The organism is Sunxiuqinia elliptica (assembly GCF_900113005.1).
Taxonomy (GTDB): Bacteria; Bacteroidota; Bacteroidia; order Bacteroidales; family Prolixibacteraceae; genus Sunxiuqinia; species Sunxiuqinia elliptica.
On the sequence record NZ_FONW01000011.1, the window covers coordinates 132,958 to 155,961 of the forward strand.

Sequence of the window (23,004 nt, forward strand, 5' to 3'; positions counted from 1 at the left end):
TGTTGAAGTAAAGGCTGCCCGGATACTTTCCAAGCAGCCTTTTGGTTCTCAAAAAAACTAACTAAACTATATTCCTTCCCCTTATTTCTCGTTCTCCATAATCTCCTGAACCTGAGTCTGAGTCAGTGCTTTATTGAATAAGCGAAGTTCGTCCAGTAAACTCTCGTCAGAGTTATGACCCCATTCGTTAAAGCGTGGAGCTCCAGACATAATTGAAAGCACATCACATCCAGTCCAGTCGATTCCAGTGAAATCGCCTTGCTTAGCAACTTCTCCGTTGATGTAGATTACACATTCTGCATCTGAAATTGTGAAAGCTAAATGCACCCAATCTCCAGTAACAGGGTCAACATCTGCTGCTGCACCACCGTCAAACCAAGTGTCAGCCTCACCGTTTCCGGTATTCAGCTTAAAGCGTTGTTTTCCGCCAGCATCTTCACGGAAGAAGCGGAAGCCATTTTTGCGGTTATTTTGCGTATCAGGATAACCAGCATTAGCCGTATCTTCAGGGCCCATAACCAAAATACCAGCACGGTCAGGAATAGCATTTACCTTCATCCAGAACACTGCACTAAACTCATTTCCTTGCAGCTCTGCCGCAGGAAATGTTAAGTAGGCTGCTGAATCTCCAGCATAAGCATTTCCTGATTTTCCTTCAACAAATGAAGGAGTTCCAACAACGGTGGCACTTACCTCATTTAGCAAGTTCATATAGAAACCACCTTCAAAAGGCATATACAATGTTTCGCCTTCGTATTTGGCAGTATATTTATTGCTCACTATGAAATCGAAAGTCTCAGTCGTTGTCTTTCCGGCCAAGTCAACAGCAACCACTTCCAGCGTATAATCACCAACAGCTACATCTTCCTGAGCCAATGTTTCCAAGGCGCGACGGTAATCTTTAAATCCACTGAATTCACCTATTTGAGTCCCGTTTAAGGAAACCACAAATGATTGCAATTCAATATCATCAGTTACTTCGAACTTAAACGCGATATCCGTTTCTTCATCTGTGAAAGGAATGATAATATCATCCGAAGGATAATTGATCTGTATAACAGGAGCTTCGGTATCTTCACCCGGAGCAACATGACTTATTGGGTCAATTCCTTCGTTGCAGCTAACAGCAAACAAACCGGCCACTGCTGCTATTAATAAAAATCTTAATGTTTTCATTTTCTTCATTTTTTAGTGATCAGTTAGTTATTTGCAGCTGCTGCCAAAGGAGGCAACAAATCTACCTGGTTTTGCGGGTAAGGTAAATACGCCTTGTCATTCGAGAAGGTTCTGCCCTCATAACTTAAAGCAGTGGCATTCCCTTGACGAAGCATATCGTAGTAACGTGTTCCCCACTCCATGCCAAGCTCGGCAAATTTTTCATCCATCACCTGCTCTAATGTAACGCCTGAAATTGGCGATAACCCAGCACGGTCGCGCACAGCATTTACTGCAGCATCAGCCGTCATTGCTGAACTAGAAGCTCCTTCTGTAAGTGCTTCCGCATGCATCAATAGAATTTCCGCATAACGAATCACAATCATATTTTTGTTCGCCCCATATTTTTTACGTCCCGGAGTCAACTGATCTGATGGCAAATAGTGTTTTCCACTGGAGAACATGGCACGCGAAAAATCGTTGATCACATCACCTGAAGGTGTTGTATTTGAAATCCATGCTGGAAGGGTTGCATAGTTCGGATCTTTTTTGATTTCAGCAATCCCACGATTAGTAAACAGTACACTGGTTTCTAAACGAGTTTCTTCACCACGATCCAACATGAATTTGATCCACTTTAAACTTGGTTCATAAAATCCCCAACCACTATCAGCATCTTTCACTTTTGGCGACCAACCCTGTGGTCCTAAAGCAGCAAACTCATAATAAACCAAGTCACCTGTGCCTTGCCCAAAATCAGAAGTTTGGATCTCCAACAAGTTTTCGTCACTCAATTTTCCAGGAATTTTAAACAAGTTGTAATAATCCTCTTCCAATGAGAACTTTCCTGAACTAATAATTTGCGAAGTTGCATCTGCTACTTTCTGGAAGTTATTTAGTTCCAGATTAGCCAAAGCTTTAATGGCTAAAGCAGTATATTTTGTCACTCCTCCAGGAATATCGGTCCGCTCATTAGGATGCTTGGCCGGCAAATTAGCAATGGCTTCATCCATCTGATCTGAAATGTGTTGCATAACTTCAGCCTTTGGAGACAATTCTGCAACCAACAAATCAGAAGGGTCTGAACTTGTTGTGATAAATACATCGCCCCAAACACGAGAAACCTGGAACAATAACCATCCACGCAATACTTTTACTTCTGCTTGATACTGGTCTGCTGTTGATTTGTTTGCAGCATATTCCTTGTAAAGGTCTATTTGTTCGATTGCTGAATGCGCATCAAAAATATCGGCGTAAAAGTTTTGCCAAGTTGAGTTATACATCCAGTAGTCCTTGTTATACTTGAACTTATCGGTTTCTGCAAAATCCTGCTGATCACCCAAGCCTCCTGCATTCACATCGTCTCCTCGAACAGAGATTAGTGGAAAATCCTCCCAGCCTCGTTGATAGAACTCAGCATAGGCACCAATCAAAGGCTTGATCATGTCCTCTGAATTGGTATAATCTGTTTCTCCTGTAAAGGATTTATTTTCTGCCGGTTCATCTAGTAAATCATGACAAGCTGAAGCTCCGAACAACACAGCCCCCAATACAACTAGCTTGATACTATATTTTTTAAATTTCATAGTTCTTCGTTTTTAAATCGATTAAAATTTAACATTCAACCCAATGGTATAAGTTGCTGGAATTGGATAAGTCTGACGATCAATTCCATCTGCAACTTCAGGATTAAAGCCGTTGTAGCTAAATACCGTTAGCGGACGGTCAGCAGTGAAGGTAATTTTGGTGTCAGGGATTTTTGCCCCGAAAAAGTCTTTACCGTTCAAGTTGTAGGCAAGCTGAATGTTCTGAATACGCCAAAACGATCCGTCTTCAATGAAAAATGAACTTAACTTTTGGTTCCATCCTTTTCTTAATGCCGCAGAAGAAGGATATGAATTCGTTGTTCCTTCACCATGCCAACGGTTATTGGCCAAGTCAGCATCCATGTTCAAATCTGGAGTCCAGATTACTTCACCTCGTTTGCGGTTCAGGATTTTGTTGCCTGATTGACCAACGATACTTGTAGTAAATTCAATGTTTTTATACGTAAGCCCTAAGTTTGCTCCATACATAAAATTAGGGAAGTATGAGCCCAAGCCCACACGGTCATCATCATTAATCACATCATCCCCATTTTGGTCGCGGTAAATAAAATCTCCAGGAACAAGCTCATTCGCAACAGCAATTGGATCCGCTTGAATTTGCTCTTCGTTCTGATAAACCCCGGCTACTTCATAACCATAGAATGCCAACAAAGGCTCCCCTACAATTGAACGTTGACGGAACTCTGCCGAACCACCATCGATGTATGGCTGTCCATATAAATCGCGAACCTCATTTTTCAAGGTTGAAATGTTGGCTCCAATTGAGTAACTAAAATCTTTGTTGATTTGATCACTCCAATTCATGGCCAATTCAAAACCGGAGTTACGAACCACCCCTACGTTACGCAATACACTGCTTCCGGTTGATGGAATCTTCACACTAATAGCTGCATTCTTGGTATCACGCATATAATAGTCTGCCTCAACAGATAAGCGGCTATCAAATAAACGAGAAGAAAAACCAACGTTTGTTTCTTCAGTAACCTCCCATTCCAGTGAAGAGAACGTACTTGCAGTTGTTGATCCGCTGTATAATACATCGCCAAAAGCAGTTGTTACAACATCAGTCGTTGTTGCCCCATCACTTGGTCTAATTTTATCGTTTCCTAATTGTCCCCAACTGGCACGTAATTTCAGAAAATTAACCACATCAACGTCACTCATAAAGCTCTCTTCTGAAAGTACCCATCCGGCACCTACAGTTGGGAAATATCCCCACTTCTCTTGGTATTTAGAACTTCCATCAGCACGCATGGTTCCATACAATAAATAACGGTCGTCAAAGTTGTATGAAATACGGCTGAAGTAAGAAATTCCGTATTGTCTGCTACCACCATCACGAACAGCAGTCGTTGGAATATTGGCTAAGTCCGATTGGCTAATGTACCAAGCTTCTTCCTGATCTACTGGGAAGTTTACCCCTTGAGCCGTCAACATATCATAAGCTTCATCGCGAAAAGAAGTACCTGCCATAACTGTCCACTTGTGCTTTCCATAGCTGTCATCGTAAGTCAACACATTGTCCCAGATTTGATTTGAATAGGTTTCACTTCGCTTAGTCAGCGTTGCATCAACCCGCTTAAAGTTGGTACTTATAAAATAAGGCAAAGCTACGTCCCTGTTATTCAAGGAAGTAAAATTGTGGTTATAAGTTGTTTTAAATGATAGCTTTTTCGGAATCAAATCCACCTTCGCATAAAAGTTAGCTAAGACTTTACGGATCTTCATCCGTCTGTTATTGTAGTCAATAGCAGAAAACGGGTTCTGTCCTCCACGATAACCGATATCCTCAGCACTTGCGTAGTTGTTTGGCCAAGCATCGGTATTCATTTCATCATAAACAGGAAGAATTGGAACTGCCCAATACGCCATACTCCAAGCACTTGATTCCTGGCTGTACTTTGTGGCATTACTAAAAATCATATTACCTCCAATAGTAAACCAGTCGGTTGCTTTAAAATCAACCTTAGAACGAAGGTTAAAACGCTCATACTCGTTTTCCATATCCAGAACACCTTCTTGTCCGAAATAACTAGTACCCAATGAATAAGTTGCTTTCTCGCTTCCTCCAGCAACACTCAAACTATGATTTTGAATAGGAGCAATACGTATGATTTCGTCATACCAGTCAGTGTTCACATCAGGTACGTTAGGATTAATGCGGCTCCGTCCATAGCGTTGCATCGCCTTATAAATATTATCAATAGAAGCTTGAGATCCAGATTCCATTGTCATGGTTGTGTACTGCTCGGCATTGGCCATTTTAAGTACATTCTGAGCAACTTGCATTCCATAATACCCATCATAAATGATCTCAGACTTTTGATTGTTCTTCCCTGATTTTGTTTCAATCAACACGACACCATTCGCTGCACGTACACCATAAATGGCGGCAGCCGAAGCATCTTTCAATACCGAGATTGATTCAATATCCGATGTGTTTAAGAAATCGATGTTATCAAAGAACATTCCATCAACGACATAAAGCGGAGCTTCGTTATCGCTTCCCGGATACGATCCAATACCACGAACACGAATTGTCGGAGAATCTCCAGGAGCACCACTGCTCACCACTTGCATCCCAGCAACCTTTCCTTGTAAGGCTTGCATGGCTTGTCCGGTTGGTGTCCGTCCTAACTCTTCTGAATCGACAGTCGAAATTGAAGATGTTAAGTCTTTCACTTTTAATTGTCCATAACCAACAACGACAACCTCATCAACAAATTCCGTTGATTCTTCTAGGCTCACATCAATCGTTGTCCGATTGTTGATAGGCGCCTCTTTTGATTCCAACCCGACGAAACTAAACACAAGCACATCGGTTCCCGCTGCTTGAATTGTATACTTTCCGTCAAAGTCAGTAATCGTTCCTGTATTGGTATCTTTTATTATTACACTTACCCCGGGAATCGGTTCTCCCGTTGCGGCTTCAGTTACTAGTCCCGTCACTGCACTTTTTTGTTGCGCAAAAACTGAAGTAACCGAAAAAATCAAGTAAAATAGAAACATTAGTTTTTTCATCGTACACTTTTTAGAGTCAGTTTGAGCAGCTAATCTAGACGAGAAGTAAACCTTAAGGAAAAATTCATATACACTTCTAATTCTCGTAACATGATGAAGTCATTTTCACACCTCACCAAAACCTCATCACATGAGCTCAAACAAACAATAACACACTATTAAGCAATCATTTAAACAAGACCTATTTTTAACATTTATTCTCTTTCGAAGAATATGATATAAAACATGTTTTTACTAAAAACGAACAAATATACCCTTTCAATAAGGTCCAACAACAACTCCTTACGCAAGAAAAAAATGGTTAAGACACTTAGAATTGCTATTTTTCAGCCAGCAAACTGGGATGACTTTATAACATTAAACAAGCCATTAGATGATTCTGATACACGAACAGGTTTAAACTTGCTGCTGCACTTACACAAACAAGAGAAGGAATGAGAAAACGCTTTGCGACCACATTATTATATGGCCTGCTGATTTTATTGCAGCTCGTGCTGTCTTGTTGGGTAGTTAATGCCCAAAAGCCCATTTCCAACATCATCAACTTTACCAAGAACAATTACCAAGCTTCAAACCAGAATTGGTCGATAGCTCACAGCCCTAATGGTTTTATGTATTTCGCCAACCACAGTGGTTTGCTCGAGTTTGATGGAATCACCTGGAAATTGCACCCGCTACCCAACGAAACCATTATGCGTTCGGTCATGGTTGCTTCCGACTCACTAATTTATACCAGCGGATATCGCGAATTAGGCTTTTGGAAACCCAATGCAAATGGTCAGCTAGTTTACCATTCCTTAAACCACTTAGCCGAAAGCTATTTTTCCAGCAACGAGGAATTTTGGAATATTGCCATACTTGACGACAAGGCTTATTTTCATTCGTTCAGCAATATTCTGATCTATGAAAACGGCCAGATCAATCGGGTAAACCTTCCTGGATTCACCAACACCATGCACCGTGTTGGCAATGAAATTTACCTGGCCTCACGCGAATATGGCATCTTTAAGATTCACGGCACAGAAACCACGCCCGTTATTACCTCCAAAGAATTAAAAGGAACAATCCCCCGATTTATTCTTCCATACCAAGGAGATAAACTCATGATTGGGACCAACTCAAACGGAATTTTTATTTGGGATGGCCAAAAACTTAGCCAATGGAATCCGGCATGGAATGATTATTTCAGAGAAAATGAAATCAACCGTGGTTATTTCACCCCAAAAGGAAGTTTGATTATTGGCACCATCCTTGACGGCATTGTCATTTTCAATCCGAAAGGAGAAGAAATAGCTAAGTACAACAACCAAAATGGCTTACAAAACAACACCGTATTAGGCATTTCCTCTGATCGTTTCAATAACATATGGCTTGCCCTCGACAGCGGGATTGACTTTATCTCAAACGACCAAAATCATGGCTTCAAGATCGAGACAATCCCAGGCATTGGAGCCGTTTATGACGCCGCTATTTTTGAAAACAAAATCTACCTTGGCACAAATCAAGGGCTTTTCAGAAAACAGCTCTATGATCCGAACTCAAGCTATGAACTTGTGCCCGAAACTCAAAATCAAGTTTGGTATTGCCGTGTAATTGGCGATCACCTGTTTGTTGGTCACAATGAAGGAACACTGGTAATAAAAGATGATCAGCAACAATTTGTATCCAGACAATCAGGAGGTTTTTCCATTCGCAAAGACCCACATCGTCCGGACTACCTGATTGAGTCAACTTACTCCAACATTACCCGGATTAAAAAACAAGGGAATACTTATATTCAAGACGGCACAATCAAAGGTTTTTTCGATTTAATCCGTTACATTGAAATTGATCACTTGGGAGCCATTTGGGCTAGCCATATGCACCGGGGCGTTTATAAGCTACAACTCAACGACAAGCGCGACAGTGTAATTTCTTCGACTTACTTTGGGGCCAATTCGGTATTTCAAAAAGATAACTCCATTCATGTTTTTAAAGTTGAAAACCGAATTGTTTTTACCACAGAAGAAAAGCTATTCACCTACGACGATTTGAATGATTCCATTACCAGTTACTCATTTCTAAATGACAACCTTGGTGAATTTGTAACCGCGAACCGAATTATAGCAGCCCCCGATCATCACTACTGGTTTATTACAAAAGAACGAATTGGCTTATTCTACATTTTTAACAATGAAGTCATCTTTAAAAAAGATTATCCGCGGACCTTGTTTGCCAACAATGAGCTGATTGATGATTTTGAAAACATATTACCTATAACGAATTCGAAAGCCATTGTTTGTCTTGAAAATGGAATTGCCCAGCTCGACGCCGCCATTCCCGATTCCCTCTCCGAAATTGTTGGGTTCAAACCTCAACTGCGCGAGTTGCAGCTAACGGACAACCGAGGCGAAAAAACATTCAAGCCAACGTCTCAGGAAGAGGTTAAATTACAGTTCAAATACCACAACCTTCAATTACGATACTCATTTCCTTTATTTACGCATCATCCAATTTACTTTCAATCCTACCTGAAAGGCTTGGATCAAAACTGGTCAGAGCGTTCAACCACTCCCCGATTTAATTTCGACCGTCTGCCCGTTGGGAAGTACCAACTACAAGTAAAAGCCATTGATCAATGGGGAAACGAAAGCCAAATCAATACACTTACGATCGAAGTAATGCCTCCATGGTACCTAAGCAATTATGCCCGAACCCTTTACCTGCTTGCGTTCATTGCCATTCTTCTGGGATTTAGAGCATGGGGAATAAGGCAAACCCGGCGCAAAGAAAAAGAAGAGAAAGAAAAGCGCGAGCAAGAGCTAATCCGCTTACGCAACGAAAAACTACGCGATGAGATTCAACATAAAAGCAAAGAGTTAGCCAACTCCACCATGTCAATGCTAAAAAAGAATGAGTTCCTTATGGATTTAAAAAACATCATTGATAACCAGAAAGAACAATTGGGATCGCGCTTTCCAGATAAATATTACAACCATCTGACAAAGAAAATTGATCAGAATATTTCGAGTGACGATGATTGGCAGCTTTTTGAAACCAACTTTGAGCGAGCACATGAACAGTTTTTGAAGAAACTCAAAGAACAGCATCCTGAGCTAAGCTCAAAAGACCTTCGTTTGTGTGCCTACTTACGCATGAACTTATCATCAAAAGAGATTGCTCCACTCCTTGGAATATCAGTACGCGGCGTAGAAAATCACCGTTACAGACTAAGAAAGAAAATGAACCTTGAACATGACGAAAAGTTAAGTGAAATGATTCTAGAGCTTTAGCCCTTTGAAAACTTTTTTTTAACGAATCAGCTCATTTTTGCTAGGTAGTTTTTCAGGAATTACTATATTTGCACACGCATTCAAATACGGGTGTAGCTCAGTTGGTAGAGCACTGGTCTCCAAAACCAGGTGTCGGGCGTTCGAGTCGCTCCTCCCGTGCAAAGGGTTCTCTTTTCGAGAACCCTTTTTTTGTAAATAGAAAGCTGCTATATTTGCCTAAACCCTATTCACAACAATGACAGTAGATTTATTTATCCCGTGCTTTATTGATCAGCTTTATCCGGATACAGCATTCAATATGATTAAACTGCTAAAAAAAGCAGGTATTGACGTTAATTATAACCCAGAACAAACCTGCTGTGGCCAACCGGCATACAACAGCGGATACTGGGATGAAACACGTAAGTTAGCCCACAAATTTGTAGCTGATTTTCCCGGGGAACAACTGATCGTAAGTCCATCAGCCTCTTGTACCGGATTTATAAAAAACTACTATTCCAATTTATTTACCAAAGAAGATCAAGACTACGAACTTCATTTGAAGCTTCAAAAACGGCTATTTGAATTAACAGACTTTTTGGTCAATAAAATTAAGTTCACCGATTTTGGGGCACGCTTCCCACATAAAGTTTGTTACCACGATGCCTGCACAGCACTCCGTGAGTACGGTATTCGAAAAGAGCCCCGAGAACTCCTTTCAAAAGTTGAAGGATTAGAGTTGGTTGAGATGGAAGAAACCGATACTTGCTGTGGCTTTGGAGGAACTTTTGTCACTAAGTTTCAAGCGATTTCATCAGCCATGACTGAGCAAAAAGTGGAACATGCCTTGAACACCGGAGCCGAGTACATTATCTCAACTGAGTCTTCGTGCCTACTCAATTTGGAGGGCTATATTAAAAAGAATAAGCTTCCTATTCAGCCTATTCACATCGCCGATATTTTAGCCAGTGGTTGGGAATAAATGAGGATGTCACTATTAAAATTTTGTTAAAAATTGTAAATTTAACTTCTTTTCAATAACCATTTCTTCGTGTTTGCGTAGTTCTTAATCCAGTATCGTCTAACTGCGATACTGAAAGGTTATGCTCCTAAATCTCTCAGCGTTGGGTCTCCCGTGGTTTTCATGCCTGTAAGCCACAATTTCCCATTCTGTATTTCAAAAAGAACACTTGTTATCAGCAAAATTTGGTCCGATGAAAACACGAGCATTTAAAACACCGCAACTACCCCATGAAATAAACACTGATGTCAAAAAATCTGAATCTAAGTCGGTTTACAAACGCCAGTATAAACCGATTCCCAGCCAAAGAGGATTGCATTGCGAAGGCAATCAGTTCAATTATGTTGTTGAATGGGAAATTCATGAAGAAGAAAATGCTTCCGCACTAACTTAGAAAGTCAGGTCGCTTTAAAAAGCGACTATTTTAATTATTACCCCATCTCTTCATTTAAGGTTTTTGGTAAAAAACCATTCCAGGTCTGCTTTCAAGGATTTTTGAGGGAAAGAACAGGAGCAAAAAAGTCAGACTTTTATTAAGACTTTACAAACGATGATACATGAAGGTATTAATGTTTGGTTGGGAATTTCCACCTCATATATCAGGAGGCTTGGGTACGGCCTGTTATGGGATTACTAAAAGCTTGAGCAATACCCAGGATGTTCAAATTACCTTCGTTATTCCCAAGGCATATGGCAACGAGCCTAAAGGGGAGGTTCACTTGGTGGGTGCCAATAACGTAGACTTGATTAAAAGTAAAATACACCAGGAACGGCTTCAGTTTCCAATCCGCTGCTATGCGATAGAATCGGGAATAAGCCCATACACCTCTCCTGAGTTATTTCATCACACCCAAAGGAAAAAGCCAAAAGGAAAAATAACAAACACGTCTCAGCAACGAAAGATTCCTTTTTCTGGAGCTTATGGACCAAACCTGATGCAAGAAATTCATAACTTTTCAGTTATTGCTGAATACCTGGCTTCACAAACTGATTTTGATCTAATTCATGCTCATGATTGGCTCACCTTCCCCGCTGGAATTGCTGCTAAGAAAATGTCAGGCAAACCGCTAGTCATCCATGTTCATGCGACTGAATTTGACCGAAGCCACAACCGTGTCAATCCGCAAGTTTTTGAAATTGAACAGCAAGGAATGCTCGCAGCTGACAGCATCATATGTGTCAGTAATCGAACGAGGCAAATCGTTATCAATAATTATCAAATCTCGGCGGACAAATGTCAAACCGTTCACAACGGTGTTGAATTTTCGAATGCCGATACATCCACATTTCCAAAACACCTTACCCACAACGCCAAGCTGGTTACTTTTCTTGGACGAATTACGTCACAAAAAGGTCCTGAGTACTTTATAAAACTAGCTTCACTCATTCTAAAGAAAATGACCAACGTCTATTTTTGCATGGCAGGCAATGGTGACCTTTATGAAAAAACAATCTGCCAGGTAGCCCAATCACACATTGCTGATCGCTTCCTATTTACTGGCTTTTTAAAAGGAAATGAAGTATGTCAATTACTCTCCCTCTCCGATATTTTTATCATGCCTTCCATCTCCGAACCTTTTGGCATCTGCCCGCTAGAGGCCATGCAACACCATGTCCCAACCATTATCTCGAAACAATCAGGAGTCTCGGAGGTCGTAAAACACACGATTAAGGTTGATTTCTGGGATATCCATGCAATGGCTGATGCCGTTCATGCACTGCTCACCTATCCTTCACTATCGAAAATGATGATCCGATATGCCAAGCAAGAATCCAGTAAAATCAAATGGGAAGATACAGCACAAAAGATCACTAAACTCTACCGACAAACCATCAGAGCCTAAATAAGTTTATCTGAATAGAGTTGCATACTTACTAATTAGTAAGTATATTTGATCCTTTAAAATTGCATTATTTATGTCTGTAACCCGTGAACGAATAATGGAACTGGCCGAAGAACTTATCCTCACCAAGGGATATAATGCTTTCAGTTACCAGGACATCTCTTCTGAACTGGGCATTAAAAATGCTGCCATCCATTATTATTTCCCATCAAAAGCCAACTTGGGAACCAGTATTGTCAAAAACAATTTTCTTCGCTTTGAAGAAATGATTGAAAATATGGACATTCGCAAGTTTGATGAAGTTAAACAATTGGAATCTTTTCTCAGGGTTTATGTTAAAAGTGCCCGAGAACAAAAAATATGTGTTATCGGATCGCTTGGCCCCGATTTTAATACACTCCCTGAAGCCTCTCAGAAAGAACTTCAAAAAATGACTAACCGGATTATTGACTGGCTCACCAAACTATTGGAAACTGGACGATACAATGGTGTTTTTGCTTTCAAAGGAGATGCGCACAACCGTGCGCTACTAGTTCTTTCAACGATGATCGCCAGCCTGCAAATGGCTCGTGTCTTGGATAAACAAGCGTTTAAAGATATTCATCAATCGCTTATCGACGATTTAATAGCCTAACATTTTTTTATCGCAAAAACTTACCTATTAGTAAGTACATATATTGTTTCAATACTGAAAAAGTAGTCTTTTAAATCTGCACCTTGCAGGTTTAAGTTGCTTGCTATTTCAGCCATTACATTAAAATAACAAATAGTTTAATCATATGAAAAGAGTTGTTATTACAGGATTGGGAGCGATAACGCCCCTTGGAAACTCAGTGGATACTTTTTGGAAGCATCTGACTGAAGGAAAAAGTGGTGCTAAGCTCATCACCAAATTTGATCCTCAAAACTTCAAAACCAAGTTTGCCTGCGAGGTTGAGGATTTTGATATTGAAGCGTACCTTCCTAAAAAAGAAGCTCGCAAAATGGATGATTATACTCAGCTTGCCGTAGGAGCAGCCGATGCTTGCATGCAGGATTGCAGTTTCGATGAAAACTGGGACACCAGCAAAGTAGGCGTAATTTGGGCTTCAGGAATTGGAGGCATCCATACCTTTGAAGAAGAATTGATCAACTTTGCGAAAAACCCTGAACAGCCAAGATTTAATCCCTTCTTTATTACCAAAATGATTCCGAATATGGCAGCTGGACAACTATCCATTCGCTATGGATTGAGAGGAGTTAGTTATGCCACCGTTTCGGCCTGTACCTCCTCCAACAACGCCATTGCCGATGCATTTAACTTTATTCGGTTAGGCAAAGCCAAAGCCATTCTAACCGGAGGATCAGAAGCTCCCATTACCCGCACAGCTGTTGGTGGCTTCAATGCTTCCAAGGCACTGTCAACCAATAATGAAAATTATTTAACAGCCTCTCGCCCGTTTGATCAATCGCGTGATGGTTTTGTGATGGGTGAAGGAGCCGGTGCATTAATGCTGGAAGAACTAGAACACGCCAAGGCTCGTGGTGCCAAAATTTATGCCGAATTAACAGGCTGCGGTTGTGCCTCCGACGCTTATCACATTACTGCATCTCACCCGGAAGGAGTCGGTGCCGAGCAAGCCATGCGCGAAGCATTAGCCGAAGCCGAAATAAAACCGGAGCATGTAGATTACATCAACGCCCATGCAACCTCAACTCCAGTTGGTGATTTAAGCGAATGCAAAGCCATCAGTAAGCTTTTCTCGCAATCACTTGACCGCGTCCATGTCAGTGCCACCAAATCAATGACCGGGCACCTGCTTGGTGCTGCCGGTGCTATCGAGGCAATTGCCTGCATCAAGGCCATTGAAAACAGTCTCATTCCTCCAACAATCAACCTGGAAAATCTCGATCCGGAGATTGATCCTAATTTGCAATTAACACTCAATAAAGCGGTATCTAAAGAGGTTCAAGTTGCCCTCAACAATACGTTTGGCTTTGGAGGACACATTGCTGTTTCAGTATTTAAGAAATACGAAGAGTAAGCAAAAAAAGGCAGGAGATGAACACTCCTGCCTTTTTCCTATCAAGTTGAAAAGCTTAATTTAAGCCCATTTCATTCAATATTCGTAAAGTCAATTCAAACGCAGGAATTGCCATGCCACCATGATCAAAACCATCCAATTCGTACAAGTATGTACTTTGGTGTCCCGCTACCTTCATCATTCGATACATGTAGGCATTTTCTTCATAACGCCCCAGAATCTCCACCTCGCGATCACCGGTAATTAAAAAAAGCGGAGGCGCATCATCACGAACATGATACAAAGGAGCAAAACGATCAATAATTGGCTGAGTCCCGGGAATACCTTGCTCACTGCGGATTGTAAAATGCGTGATGGTATGTCCGCTAAATGGGACCAAAGCTGCAATCTGATCCGCATCAATATCGTAATCATTCAAGTAACTCTTGTCCATCCCAATCATTGCTGCCAAGTAACCACCGGCGGAATGTCCGGAAACGACAATCTCATCCTTTGAGCCTCCATATTCTTCGATATGCTTAAACACCCAGGCAACTGCCGCTGCAGCATCCTCAATATATTCGGGGCTTTTTACTTTTGGACTTAACCGATAATTTACGGCAACCACGGCCAAACCTTTTTCCATCCATTGTTCCGGAATAAACTTCTCGCCACCTGTAATTCCACCACCATGAAACCATACGATAGTCGTGTACCCCGACTTGTTTTCAGGATAATACAAATCCAAATGACAACGTTCTTTCATGTAATCAGTCAGGTTCTCCCCTTCCCGATAAACAATTTCATTTACCGTTTTATAGGTCACTGTTTCTTGTCCGCTAACCATTGTGGCTACTAGTACAAGCAAACAGCCGGTCAATAATAATTTAAGCTGTTTCATTCACCTAATATTTAAACCCCGAATTCAATCTTGCTTACTTTCGGGGAAGTATGATTTCGACAGAATGATTAAAAGACTTGCATTTGATGCAGTTTGTAATAGCGTCCTTTCTTATCAATCAATTCCTGATGCGTTCCATGCTCCACAATTTTTCCTTTATGCAGCACGCAAATAACATCTGCATTCTTAATGGTTGATAAGCGATGGGCAATCACCAAGGAAGTCCGGTTTTTCATCAGGTTCTCCAGCGCTTCCTGAACCAATTTCTCCGATTCGGTATCCAAGGCCGAGGTAGCCTCATCCAAAATTAAGATTGGTGGATTTTTCAAAATTGCCCGTGCAATGGAAATCCGCTGCTTCTGTCCTCCGGAAAGCTTGTCTCCACGATCGCCAATATTGGTTCGATAACCATGCTCTGTATTCATGATGAACTCGTGTGCATTGGCAATTTTGGCCGCATGAATCACATCCTCTTCCGTTGCATTTTCAACACCAAAAGCGATGTTATTGTAGAAGGTATCATTAAATAGAATTGGTTCCTGATTCACATTGCCCATCAAATTACGTAAATCATGCAAACGAATATCCCGAATATCCGTACCATCAATCTTGATTCGTCCTTCTGACACATCCCAGAAGCGGGGTAACAAGTCAACCAAAGTTGTTTTGCCCGAGCCCGATTTTCCGACAAAAGCAATAGTTTGCCCTTTCTTAATAGTCAGATTCACCTGATCCAATACATTCTCGCTAACATAGCGAAAGCTGACATTTTCATAGGTCACCGACTCTTCAAAACTTTCTATAGAACGAGCATTGGCCCCATCTTTAATGGTGTTTTCCTGGCTTAGAATACGATCAATCCTGTTCATCGATGCCAAACCTTTTTCAACGCTGTACAGCGCGGTAGAAAAGGCTTTCGCTGGATTGATAATGTTGTAAAAGAAAACCAGGTAGCCAATAAATGCTTGTGCTGATAGCGAACTTTCATTTTTAAGCACCAAGGCTCCACCGTACCAAAGTACAATGATAATCACCGTAGTTCCCAAAAGCTCGCTCATGGGATGAGCCAAGAAACGACGCCACATCAGCTTGTTCATAATGTGCAGGTAGGACTCATTTTCGCGATCAAAACGCTGGTAAGCTTTCTCCTCAGCATTAAACGCTTTAATCACACGCAAACCAGAAATATCTTCTTCGGTAATCGACAAAATATCCCCCATCTTATTCTGCCCTCTCATACTCGTCTTTTTCAAGCTTTTACCAATTCGGCCAATTACAAAACCAGCAACTGGCAGCAAAACAAAAACGAAAAGGGTCAACGACCAACTCATATACAACATGGCAGCTAACGAGATGATAATGATCACCGGGTTTTTGAACAACATCTCCAAGGAGTTCATCACCGAATTCTCCACCTCCTGAACATCTCCAGTCATCCGGGCAATGATATCTCCTTTTCGTTCGTCAGAAAAGAAGCCCAAAGGGAGTTGAAGGATCTTCTGGTACATTTGGCCGCGAATATCACGCACCACCCCATTCCGTAGGTAAACCATGACGAAGCTGGCAAAATAAGTGAAGCCAACTTTCAGCATAACCATAACAATAATGAAGCCCCCAATATAAATCAATGCCCGTTCATTACCCGAATTAATCACCACTTGACTGATGTAATAATTGAATAGTTCAAGGATATGATCCAGGTTCAAAGAGCTGATTTCAGGCTTTTGAGTAACCAATTCCTGGGTATTGAAAAGAATTCCCAAGGCAGGAATCAACATGGCAAATGAAAATGCACCAAACAAAGCTCCCAGAAAGTTGAAAACCATATTCAGAATTACTTTCCCTTTGTATGGTGGGACAAATCGTTTGAGCAGTCCAAAAAGGTCTTTCATAAAGAGTGGCTATTTATCAGATAAACCGGAATTAGCTATAAATTCCGGTATAATTTTGTGGCGAAATTGCTTTCAATTCTTCTTTTAATGAATCACTGATTTCTAACGTATCAATAAACTCGTGTATTACCTCGCGGCTCATCTTTTTATTGGTCCGTGTCAGGTTACGCAAGGCCTCGTATGGATTTGGATAGGCTTCGCGACGCAGAATGGTTTGAATTGCTTCGGCAACCACCGCCCAGTTCTTCTCCAAATCAGCATCAATTGCGTCCATATTGATCAACAACTTGCTTAAACCTTTCAATGTTGAATGAACGGCAATCAACGTATGTCCCATGGGTACACCAATATTCCGGATCACAGTGGAATCGGTCAGGTCACGTTGCAAACGAGACACAGGCAATTTAGCTGCCAGGTGCTCAAAAACGGCATTCGCCAATCCGATGTTTCCTTCCGAATTTTCAAAGTCAATTGGATTTACTTTGTGTGGCATAGCTGATGAACCCACCTCGCCTGCTTTAATTTTTTGCTTGAAGTAATCCATGGAAATATAAGTCCACATATCGCGGTTCAGATCCAGGATAACATTGTTGATCCGTTTCAAAGCATCGAAAATTGCAGCATGATTATCGTAATGTGTAATTTGAGTAGTGTACTGCGCACGCTCCAATCCCAGGTAGTCTTTCAAAAATTTGTTACCAAAAGCAGCCCAGTCAATGGCAGGATAAGCCAGGTGGTGCGCATTGAAGTTTCCGGTTGCACCTCCAAACTTCGCATCGCAAGCCAGTTGTTTCAACTGCTCCAGCTGAATTTGAATCCGTTCAATAAACACCCGGATTTCTTTACCTAAGTTCGTTGGACTTGCTGGTTGTCCGTGTGTTTTAGCCAACATCGGAACAGCTTTCCAGTCGGTAGCCAGAGCATCCAACTTAGCCAACAATTCGTCCATGGCTGGGTAATATTCTTTTTCAATTGCATCCTGCACCGATTTTGGCACAGCAGTATTGTTAATATCCTGTGACGTCAGTCCAAAATGAATAAACTCTTTAAATGCCTGAAGTCCCAGTTTGTCGAATTCTTCTTTGATGAAATATTCTACGGCCTTGACATCATGATTGGTCACTTTCTCGATGTCTTTAATTCGTTGTGCATCTTCAACGCTAAAGTCTTCATAAAGCTTGCGCAATGCAGGGAATTGCCCGGCATCAAAAGCCTTGAGTTGTTCCAGTGGCAACTCACAAAGAGCGATAAAATACTCGATTTCAACGAAAACCCGGTATCGGATTAAAGCAAACTCTGAGAAATACTCAGCCAGTTTTTCAACTTTGTTACGGTACCGGCCATCAACCGGTGAAATAGCAGTCAATAAATTCAAGTCCATATCTTTAGTTTTTCGAGCCACAAAGTTAGCAATTATTTTGAGTGACTTTCGGATGAATCTACTGAGTTATCCATTCAAAACGTTTTGCTAACACAGCCCAAAACGCATACTCAAAAGTAGCTCTAACGAAGCGTATTCGATTCGTCGGACCGCTTAGAATCCTCTTGCAATGCTTATTGATTAAGGAGCCAAGACAAGTACTTTTCTCACGTTTCCTAATTTGAAATAAATTCCATTCTTTTGTGCCAAAAGAACTTCGGTCTACAAATTCACACGATAAGATACGACTATGATTACTACAAAACCCTTCTTTATTCTTGCAATTATGCTTCTTCTGTATAGTTGCCAAGAAGAGATCAAAACTCAACCGGTTCAAGTTATTCCTGAGCCGCTATCGATACAAACCGAGGATCAGCCAGCTTTTGTTTTCAAGGAGAAAACAACTATCGTTATCAACGATTCGACCATGCTGCCTGCCGTAAGCCTGTTACAGGAAATTCTCCATAAAGAATTAGCAGTTGTTTGGGACAAAAACAGCCAACCAAAATCGGCCGTTGTTTTTGAGTACGATGCCGGACTCGACTCTTTAAGCCAGGAAGGTTACCAGCTTCAAATCACTAAAAATGAAATTGGGATCCGCTCAGCCGGTCCTCAGGGATTATTTTATGCTGTGCAAACCTTACGCCAACTACTCCCGGAAGAACTGGAGGCAGAGACACTTCAGCAATTGGCCGTGCCTGCTGCCAACATCATCGACAGTCCTCGCTTTGGCTGGCGTGGTGTCCACCTCGATGTTTCAAGGCATTTTATGCCCTTGGATTTTGTGAAAGAATACATCGATTACCTGGCCATGCATAAATTAAATGTATTTCACTGGCATTTGGTTGACGGCATTGGCTGGCGGATTGAAATAAAATCGCATCCGGAACTAACCGATATCGGCGCCTGGCGGGTTGTAAAAGAGGGTAAAAAACCCTGGCAAGATTTTGAGGTTTGGAAGACCGGAGATTCAAGGCCCAAATACGGCGGCTACTACACGCAACAAGAAATTAAAGAGCTTGTTGCCTATGCTAAAGAAAGACAAATTACTGTGTTGCCCGAAATCGAATTGCCCGGCCACTCGGAAGTGGTTATGCAATGCTACCCCGATTTACTTTGCAAGGACAAACACGGCAAAAGCCTTAAAAACATCGGTGTTTACTGTGCCAGCAATCAGGATAGTTACCAACTACTGGAAGATGTTTTGGATGAAGTGCTTGAATTGTTTCCTTCAGAATACATCCATATTGGAGGCGATGAAGTTGGCAAAAGCAACTGGAAAGCCTGTGCCCAATGTCAGGCCACGATGAAGAAAAATGGCTATACGCCTCACGAACTTCAAAGCCATTTTGTCAACCACTTTGATGAATACCTCAAATCGAAAGGCCGGAAATTGATTGGCTGGCACGAAATTTTGGAAGGGGAATTATCGCCATCGGCTACCATTATGTACTGGGGAGGAGAAGCAGGAGTTACTGCCAGCTTAGAAAAAGGACACCCCATGGTACTGACAACCGGCTCAATCTTATATTTTGATCATTACCAAAGCTTAAGCCAAAACGAGCCCAAAGCATTTGGAGGTTATGCACCGCTAAAGAAAGTGTATAACTACGAACCGGTCCCTGCGGAAGCCAATGCCGAAACCCGAGCACGGATACTGGGTGTGCAGGCAAACCTCTGGACCGAATACATGCCGGATGAAAATCAGGTGGAATATATGCTGTTCCCACGTATCGCGGCCTTGTCGGAAATTGCCTGGCAAGCTCCAAACAAGAAAGACTGGACACAGTTTCGGAACAAAATGGATCGGATGGTAGAACGCTACAATGCCATGGGTGTAAACTATGCACCCAGTGCCTACCGTCCTGAGATTAAGTTTCAGCTGGATCAAGAGTCTAAAAAGCTAAACGTTGAACTGGAGACTGAGCTCCATGCTGATATTTATTACACCCTTGATGGCTCTGAGCCAGATCAGCAAACGGCGACGCACTACACGCAAGCCTTTACGCTTGACCAATCGACGCCGGTAAAAGCGATTGCCGTAAAGGATGGCAACAAAATGGTCAGCACAGAAACCAAGGACGCTATTTTGCACAAAGCATGTGGTGCCGATGTCACGCTGGATTCTGAGCCTTATGGCAACTACAAAGCACAGGGTGGTTACACCTTGGTGGATGCCGACTTTGGCGGCGATAAATGGGGCAATGGCAAATGGCTGGGTATTTTAGGCCGCGACTTTTCGGCCACCATCAACCTGAAAGAAACCGCTAGCATCTCGAAAGTTGCCATGAGCTGTATTGAAGAAACCGGAGCCGGAATCTATTTCCCCGCAGGAATGGAAGTAGCCGTATCGACCGATGGAAAAAACTTCAAAACGCTAAAAACCTGGAAAAATAAACGAGAAGCAAGCATTCCGAAAACGCCCGATATTAAAACAGAAACCTTTACACTGGACTTTGAACCAACCGAATGCCAGTACATTCGGGTGAAAGCCCCTTACCAAAGGGTCAAAAATCAGGGCGTATTTATTTTTATTGATGAAGTAATCGTGGAATAAGCTCCACCCCACCCTTTAAGCCTGATTGGCATAAGGGGCAACAACAATGAGGTGAGTCATGCGTAATCAAACCAAGTTTGAGTTCTATCGCACGACTCACCTCATTGCTATATTACATGGCTTCTTTTTTAGGCTTAGCTAAAAATGGAAGCTTTCCTCAAGGCTATAAAGTAAAGGATCAGCCCGCCTATCCTATTGCGCAAGTTCAGCTTGCAAGGGAACAAAACCTTGTGTTAAGGTATCGGGGGTAGCCAGCCAAAGCCTGAAGCCGAAAGGCCTTTGGTCAAAATTTTTGCTGGTTGTTTCACCACTAACCAATTGCATATTGTCGTACTGGTTAATGGTTAACTGGTGCGTGTGCCCCGACAGGTAAGCCCGAACGTTGTTTTGCTGAAACAAGGCTAGCAACTCCTGTCTTTTTTCCAATGAAAAATTGAAATAAGCTTCCTCTTCTTCGGGCGTTTTGGTGTATAACGGATAATGCCCGACAACTACCACCGGTTGCTTTTTAAGGCCTTGGTTTTTCAAGGTTTCTTTAAACCAACGGTCGTGCTTTTCAGATTCATTTTCCACCTTTGCTTTCCACAACTGCGAATTGGTGACAATAAATGAATAGCCTTTATGCTCAAATTCGAAATAATCTTTTCCGATCGTTTCCCGGTAATAACTCAGGCTTGTACTGTCGGGCGTGTTTGTAATGTCATGGTTTCCGGGAGTAAGATAGCAGGGCATTGTAAAACCACCCATAATGTCTTTAAAGTCGGAAAAGGAACTGTCGTTAGGCGTGTTAACAAGGTCGCCGCATATCACGACAAAATCAGGATTGAGCTCATTGATTTGCTTCACCGCCTGTTTGAATTTTTTCACATCCTGTTCATACCCATCAGCGTCAAACCCCAGCTGGGTGTCGCATAGCTGAACAAACGAAAAGGGCGGCTGCTTTTTTTCAGTGCAAGAAACAACAAAGACCAACAAGGCGAATAGTAGATAGTTCTGGAATCGGTAAATCATGGTGTTTTTTTTAGGTTTAATATACGAGTGACAAAGATCGCCTATTTTATCGCTTCAACCAGTATTTTCAAATAAAAAATTATGTCCGGTTAAATTCAAGAGCATTCATTCACTCGCTCTTTTAATCCTCCGCTGGCGCAAATTTGCAATTTGCGCCTTGCCCTTCAACAAATAACTTCTTGCTTTTACAAGCAAGGCACGGTTTACAAAACCGCGCCAGCGGCGAGCGGGGACTGCTTGTTTATTTCGATTCCAATTTATTGATAATTTCCCGCAACAAGTCATTTTGCTCTTCTCTTAAGGCGATAAACTTACTCACCCAGCGGTAAATCAAATAAAGGATTCCAACAATTAGGGACAAATAAACAATCGCAGTAACGATAATCGGAAGGAAAGACATAATGGTCATAAGTTAATTTTTTAGGTTTTTATTTATTACTGTTCGTGAAAAAAATTGAAAATTGGGCTAAAGCCCAGGTTTTTATAGGGTATGCATAGCCCCGGCTTTAAAGCCGGGGTAATAAATAGAATCTCCGGCAAACGGGCTTTAGCCCAATTATTTTAGTACTATAAATAAGTCGTTTAGTGTAGAAAAAACTCAACGCAATAAAAATCCGGTCTGCCCTTCGTCACTACTTCGCTAAGACGAGTCCCTATGTTTGTAATTCGTGCTTCCAAAAAGGAAGCATAAGCCAATGAGTATTATTTTTGATTTAGTGATAACCAATAAAACTCAGAGACTTATGCTAACACAAAAGACGGGATTAGATTTTAAGGGACAAAATATTTTTGTCGGAATTGATGTTCATCTGAAAAGCTGGACGGTCACAATACTAACGGATTCTCTAATGCACAAAACGTTTACGCAGCCAGCTTGTGCTGAGACATTGTGTAATTATCTGCATCGTAATTTCCCCCAAGCGGATTACCATTCGGTTTATGAAGCTGGCTATAGTGGTTTTTGGACTCATTATCAATTAAAGTCAATGGGAATAAATAACATGGTTACTAACCCTGCGGATGTTCCGACTTCACAAAAGGAACAGTTGCAAAAAGATGACCCGACAGACAGCCGGAAACTTGCCCATTCGTTACGGGCCGGCGAATTGACGGCAATATATGTTCCTGCCCAATCGACATTGGAAGACCGGTCACTTGTCCGTATACGGGCCACAATGGTTAAGGACATGGTAAGATTCAAGCAACGAATAAAATCATTCTTGTATTTTTATGGAATTCCATTTCCCCCTCAATTCGAAAAGTCAGGCTCCCACTGGTCAAAACGGTTTATGAAATGGCTTGGCGAAGAAGTATCACTCCA

The 23,004-nt window shown here is 41.7% G+C and carries 16 protein-coding genes and 1 tRNA gene; 9 read left to right on the plus strand and 8 right to left on the minus strand.

Features of this window, described 5'->3' with window-relative positions:
* Window positions 1-81: 81 nt before the first annotated feature.
* From BM156_RS17130 to BM156_RS17140, 3 genes are read right to left on the minus strand one after another with little or no spacing between them, the layout of a single operon-like run.
* Window positions 82-1,176, minus strand: a complete 1,095-nt coding sequence (locus tag BM156_RS17130) for a LamG domain-containing protein (RefSeq protein ID WP_093921143.1) — start codon at window positions 1,174-1,176, stop codon at window positions 82-84.
* Window positions 1,177-1,199: 23 nt separating this feature from the next.
* Window positions 1,200-2,741: a RagB/SusD family nutrient uptake outer membrane protein gene (locus tag BM156_RS17135; protein ID WP_093921126.1), complete on the minus strand. Its 1,542-nt coding sequence runs from the start codon at window positions 2,739-2,741 to the stop codon at window positions 1,200-1,202.
* Window positions 2,742-2,762: 21 nt separating this feature from the next.
* Entirely contained in the window at window positions 2,763-5,783 is a 3,021-nt protein-coding gene (locus tag BM156_RS17140; RefSeq protein ID WP_093921127.1) for a SusC/RagA family TonB-linked outer membrane protein, read from the minus strand.
* A gap of 434 nt (window positions 5,784-6,217) precedes the next feature.
* Here BM156_RS17140 and BM156_RS17145 point away from each other — a divergent pair, with 434 nt between their 5' ends.
* The 7 genes from BM156_RS17145 (at window position 6,218) to fabF (ending at window position 13,923) form a co-directional block, all read left to right on the plus strand.
* Window positions 6,218-9,055 carry a helix-turn-helix and ligand-binding sensor domain-containing protein gene (locus BM156_RS17145; protein ID WP_093921128.1) on the plus strand — a complete coding sequence of 946 codons (2,838 nt, stop codon included), beginning with the start codon at window positions 6,218-6,220 and terminating at the stop codon, window positions 9,053-9,055.
* An 86-nt stretch (window positions 9,056-9,141) separates the two neighbouring features.
* Window positions 9,142-9,214, plus strand: a tRNA-Trp gene (locus BM156_RS17150).
* Between the two features lie 76 nt (window positions 9,215-9,290).
* Window positions 9,291-10,016 (plus strand): (Fe-S)-binding protein, encoded by a 726-nt coding sequence (locus tag BM156_RS17155; protein ID WP_093921129.1) that lies wholly within the window; start codon window positions 9,291-9,293, stop codon window positions 10,014-10,016.
* A gap of 232 nt (window positions 10,017-10,248) precedes the next feature.
* Window positions 10,249-10,449 (plus strand): hypothetical protein, encoded by a 201-nt coding sequence (locus BM156_RS17160; RefSeq protein ID WP_093921130.1) that lies wholly within the window; start codon window positions 10,249-10,251, stop codon window positions 10,447-10,449.
* Window positions 10,450-10,612: 163 nt separating this feature from the next.
* Window positions 10,613-11,899: a glycosyltransferase gene (locus tag BM156_RS17165; protein ID WP_093921131.1), complete on the plus strand. Its 1,287-nt coding sequence runs from the start codon at window positions 10,613-10,615 to the stop codon at window positions 11,897-11,899.
* A gap of 73 nt (window positions 11,900-11,972) precedes the next feature.
* Window positions 11,973-12,533, plus strand: coding sequence for a TetR/AcrR family transcriptional regulator (locus BM156_RS17170; RefSeq protein WP_093921132.1), 561 nt, complete (start codon window positions 11,973-11,975; stop codon window positions 12,531-12,533).
* Window positions 12,534-12,678: 145 nt separating this feature from the next.
* Entirely contained in the window at window positions 12,679-13,923 is a 1,245-nt protein-coding gene (gene fabF, locus BM156_RS17175) for a beta-ketoacyl-ACP synthase II (RefSeq protein ID WP_093921133.1), read from the plus strand.
* Between the two features lie 55 nt (window positions 13,924-13,978).
* Here the strand turns inward: fabF and BM156_RS17180 are convergent, their stop codons facing one another.
* From BM156_RS17180 to purB, 3 genes are all read right to left on the minus strand, one after another.
* Window positions 13,979-14,803, minus strand: a complete 825-nt coding sequence (locus BM156_RS17180) for an alpha/beta hydrolase (protein ID WP_093921134.1) — start codon at window positions 14,801-14,803, stop codon at window positions 13,979-13,981.
* Between the two features lie 68 nt (window positions 14,804-14,871).
* Window positions 14,872-16,695, minus strand: coding sequence for an ABC transporter ATP-binding protein (locus BM156_RS17185; protein ID WP_093921135.1), 1,824 nt, complete (start codon window positions 16,693-16,695; stop codon window positions 14,872-14,874).
* A gap of 31 nt (window positions 16,696-16,726) precedes the next feature.
* On the minus strand, window positions 16,727-18,076 hold the full coding sequence (purB, locus tag BM156_RS17190; protein ID WP_093921136.1) for an adenylosuccinate lyase: 1,350 nt from the start codon (window positions 18,074-18,076) through the stop codon (window positions 16,727-16,729).
* 289 nt (window positions 18,077-18,365) lie between these two features.
* Between purB and BM156_RS17195 the strand changes: the two genes are divergently transcribed.
* Window positions 18,366-20,672: a glycoside hydrolase family 20 protein gene (locus tag BM156_RS17195; RefSeq protein WP_093921137.1), complete on the plus strand. Its 2,307-nt coding sequence runs from the start codon at window positions 18,366-18,368 to the stop codon at window positions 20,670-20,672.
* 192 nt (window positions 20,673-20,864) lie between these two features.
* Here BM156_RS17195 and BM156_RS17200 read toward each other — a convergent pair whose 3' ends face one another.
* Both BM156_RS17200 and BM156_RS20715 read right to left on the minus strand, forming a co-directional pair.
* Window positions 20,865-21,683: a metallophosphoesterase gene (locus BM156_RS17200; protein ID WP_093921138.1), complete on the minus strand. Its 819-nt coding sequence runs from the start codon at window positions 21,681-21,683 to the stop codon at window positions 20,865-20,867.
* Between the two features lie 241 nt (window positions 21,684-21,924).
* Window positions 21,925-22,092, minus strand: coding sequence for a hypothetical protein (locus BM156_RS20715; protein ID WP_170846995.1), 168 nt, complete (start codon window positions 22,090-22,092; stop codon window positions 21,925-21,927).
* A gap of 334 nt (window positions 22,093-22,426) precedes the next feature.
* On the opposite strand from BM156_RS20715, the gene BM156_RS17205 reads away from it, so the two are divergent.
* Window positions 22,427-23,004, plus strand: a 578-nt coding sequence (locus BM156_RS17205; RefSeq protein ID WP_170846996.1) for an IS110 family transposase, incomplete at its 3' end; no start/stop codon positions are given.

Coding starts and splice junctions, on each gene's coding strand:
- BM156_RS17130 (WP_093921143.1), bottom strand. CDS start 1,176: ATGAAAACATTAAGATTTTTATTAATAGCAGCAGTGGCCGGTTTGTTT.
- BM156_RS17135 (WP_093921126.1), bottom strand. CDS start 2,741: ATGAAATTTAAAAAATATAGTATCAAGCTAGTTGTATTGGGGGCTGTG.
- BM156_RS17140 (WP_093921127.1), bottom strand. CDS start 5,783: ATGAAAAAACTAATGTTTCTATTTTACTTGATTTTTTCGGTTACTTCA.
- BM156_RS17145 (WP_093921128.1), top strand. CDS start 6,218: ATGAGAAAACGCTTTGCGACCACATTATTATATGGCCTGCTGATTTTA.
- BM156_RS17155 (WP_093921129.1), top strand. CDS start 9,291: ATGACAGTAGATTTATTTATCCCGTGCTTTATTGATCAGCTTTATCCG.
- BM156_RS17160 (WP_093921130.1), top strand. CDS start 10,249: ATGAAAACACGAGCATTTAAAACACCGCAACTACCCCATGAAATAAAC.
- BM156_RS17165 (WP_093921131.1), top strand. CDS start 10,613: ATGAAGGTATTAATGTTTGGTTGGGAATTTCCACCTCATATATCAGGA.
- BM156_RS17170 (WP_093921132.1), top strand. CDS start 11,973: ATGTCTGTAACCCGTGAACGAATAATGGAACTGGCCGAAGAACTTATC.
- fabF (WP_093921133.1), top strand. CDS start 12,679: ATGAAAAGAGTTGTTATTACAGGATTGGGAGCGATAACGCCCCTTGGA.
- BM156_RS17180 (WP_093921134.1), bottom strand. CDS start 14,803: ATGAAACAGCTTAAATTATTATTGACCGGCTGTTTGCTTGTACTAGTA.
- BM156_RS17185 (WP_093921135.1), bottom strand. CDS start 16,695: ATGAAAGACCTTTTTGGACTGCTCAAACGATTTGTCCCACCATACAAA.
- purB (WP_093921136.1), bottom strand. CDS start 18,076: ATGGACTTGAATTTATTGACTGCTATTTCACCGGTTGATGGCCGGTAC.
- BM156_RS17195 (WP_093921137.1), top strand. CDS start 18,366: ATGATTACTACAAAACCCTTCTTTATTCTTGCAATTATGCTTCTTCTG.
- BM156_RS17200 (WP_093921138.1), bottom strand. CDS start 21,683: ATGATTTACCGATTCCAGAACTATCTACTATTCGCCTTGTTGGTCTTT.
- BM156_RS20715 (WP_170846995.1), bottom strand. CDS start 22,092: ATGACCATTATGTCTTTCCTTCCGATTATCGTTACTGCGATTGTTTAT.